The 2,413-nt window shown below is 43.3% G+C and carries 3 protein-coding genes; all 3 read left to right on the top strand.

Annotated features, from left to right (window positions below; translation table 11 throughout):
* A partial coding sequence (locus AC29Z1_RS11390; RefSeq protein ID WP_488271581.1) for an anthranilate synthase component I family protein occupies window positions 1-1,254 on the top strand: 1,254 nt, incomplete at its 5' end.
* Window positions 1,251-1,820 carry an anthranilate synthase component II gene (locus AC29Z1_RS11395; RefSeq protein WP_488271582.1) on the top strand — a complete coding sequence of 190 codons (570 nt, stop codon included), beginning with the start codon at window positions 1,251-1,253 and terminating at the stop codon, window positions 1,818-1,820. The genes AC29Z1_RS11390 and AC29Z1_RS11395, both read left to right, overlap by 4 nt.
* A 200-nt stretch (window positions 1,821-2,020) precedes the next feature.
* Window positions 2,021-2,413 (top strand): hypothetical protein (locus tag AC29Z1_RS11400; protein ID WP_488271583.1); only part of this gene is annotated, 393 nt, incomplete at its 3' end.

The following is a 2,413-nucleotide window of genomic DNA, read 5'->3' on the forward strand; positions in this document are numbered from 1 at the left end:
GACATAATACTCGGCGATTGTTCAACTCAGGCGTTCGGAAAACCACATCTGGTGTTCAAAGATTTTTTGAAAAAGTTCTCTATGCCTGACCTGGCAGAATTGCCGCCATTTATTGGAGGGGCAGTAGGATATACTGCGTATGAGGCTGTCGCAACCTGGGAACGGGTTTGTGGTTTGCATATTCCAGAAACATTGCCGCTGATCGAGCAAATGGTCTGTAAATATATTCTTGCTATGGATCATTTGACTCATTCTACCCGACTGATAAATTTGGTACCCGTTTCGCCGGACAGTCAGGTCGCTGACGAATATGAGCAGGCCGTGCAAGAGTTGACAGAATTGGCAGCTATACTCAAACAACCTATGTTGTTACCCGAATATGAGTTATTGCCGGACAGTCAGGCAGAGGTATCTGAGCTGAGTATTGTGGAGGCAGAAACTTTAGGAAAACAAAAATATCTGTCAATGGTGGAGAAGGCCAAAGAGTATATTGCAGCAGGAGAAATATTTCAGGTTGTACTGTCACGACCTTTTTCATACAAATTAACCAGACCACCGTTTGCGTTGTACCGACGGTTACGGCAGGCCAATCCCTCACCGTATATGTTTTATATCAATTTTGGTGAACGGCAGCTTGTCGGCGCATCTCCAGAGCGACTCGTTAAGCTTGAAGATAAAAAGGTATTGGCTTGTCCCATTGCCGGAACGCGACGCCGAGGTGAGAACCTGGCTGAAGACGAACGGTTGACCGCGGAACTGCTGGCTGATATCAAAGAACGGGCTGAGCATGCTATGCTTGTGGATCTTGGACGTAATGATCTTGGCCGGATTAGTCTACCGGGAACCGTGCATATTGAACGATTGATGGAAGTGGAAAAGTATTCCCATGTTATGCATATTGTGTCAGAAATATCAGGACAGCTTGCTCCAGAGTTTTCGGCAGTAGATGTGCTGACAGCATGTTTTCCGGCAGGTACTGTAAGCGGTGCGCCCAAAGTGCGGGCCATGGAAATTATTCAGGAATTGGAGGGAGATATTCGCGGACCTTATGCCGGGGCAGTTGGTTACTTTGACTTTAGAGGTAATATGGATATGTGTATAACCATTCGTACGCTGATGATTGACAGACAACAGGTGACGATTCGAACAGGTGCAGGGATTGTTGCAGATTCTAAACCGGAAATGGAGTACCAGGAAATTCTGCATAAAGCCCGGGTGCTAATGCAACTGCTGGAGGAGGTACCGATGCTATGATTCTGTTATTGGATAATTATGATTCGTTTACCTATAATGTATATCAGTATGTAGCGGCACTAGGTTATCCGGTAACGGTCATTAGAAATGACATGACTACTGTTGAACAAATCGCAGCGGCAGGGTATCGCGGGATTATTATCTCCCCTGGGCCCGGCACCCCGGCAAATGCGGGAATTAGCAAAGCAGTTATTGCTCATTTTGCTGGAAAAATCCCGATATTGGGAATTTGCCTTGGACATCAGGCGATTGCTGAAGTATTTGGTGGTCAGGTTGTTCGGGCTCCACAGCTGGTGCACGGTAAAGCAGAATATATCATTCACCGGGGAAAAGGTATTTACCATAATTTACCCCAGCCATTTATTGCTGGTAGATACCATTCGCTGATTGTTGACAAAAAAAGTCTGCCTGACTGTCTGGAAATTACTGCTTTCACGCAGGATGATTTGATTATGGGAATTAGGCACCGGCAGTTTGAAGTAGAAGGCGTACAATTCCATCCGGAGTCTATTCTGACGCCGAAAGGGAATCACATATTAGAGAATTTTCTTGCTAAAACAACATAAATAGCTACCTATTTACTGCTAAAGCAGCTTTCGGCCGCAGTTGTGGTTACCAGCAAATGCCTTGAAAAAATAAGGTAAAACTCTTATAATGAATCGTAAGAATATAATATTATTTCGGTTGTAAATCACAATGGCCGTAATACTTGGTTATACCATGGATTACGGCTCTTATCGTTTAAGCAACACAAGAGAGGGGAAAAATGATGGAGTTTGCTGGCATACCAATACCGGAGCAATTGTATACTGTACTGGCACTGATTACCGATTACTCCTACTTATCCAAGGTAACGATCTCGATGTTAATTTTTCTAGTTTTTTGGGTATTTCAAAATCTGTTTACTAATTATATCTTTCATTACATTCTTAAACTTGTTCATCGCAACCAAGACAGTCACGAGGAGTCGTTTCTCAATACGATTCGCATGCCAATCAGAAATTTAATTGTGCTTATCGGTGCTTATCTAGCATTGCAAAACATTTTGCCTGCCAAGTTTAACTCTGTGTTAGATAACATACTGCGAACCGGCAGCATTATATTATTTTCAAGTGCTATTAATGCACTTCTTGCTTATTACTCTGAAAACCAAGATAAA

Source organism: Sporomusa sp. (genome assembly GCF_057736855.1).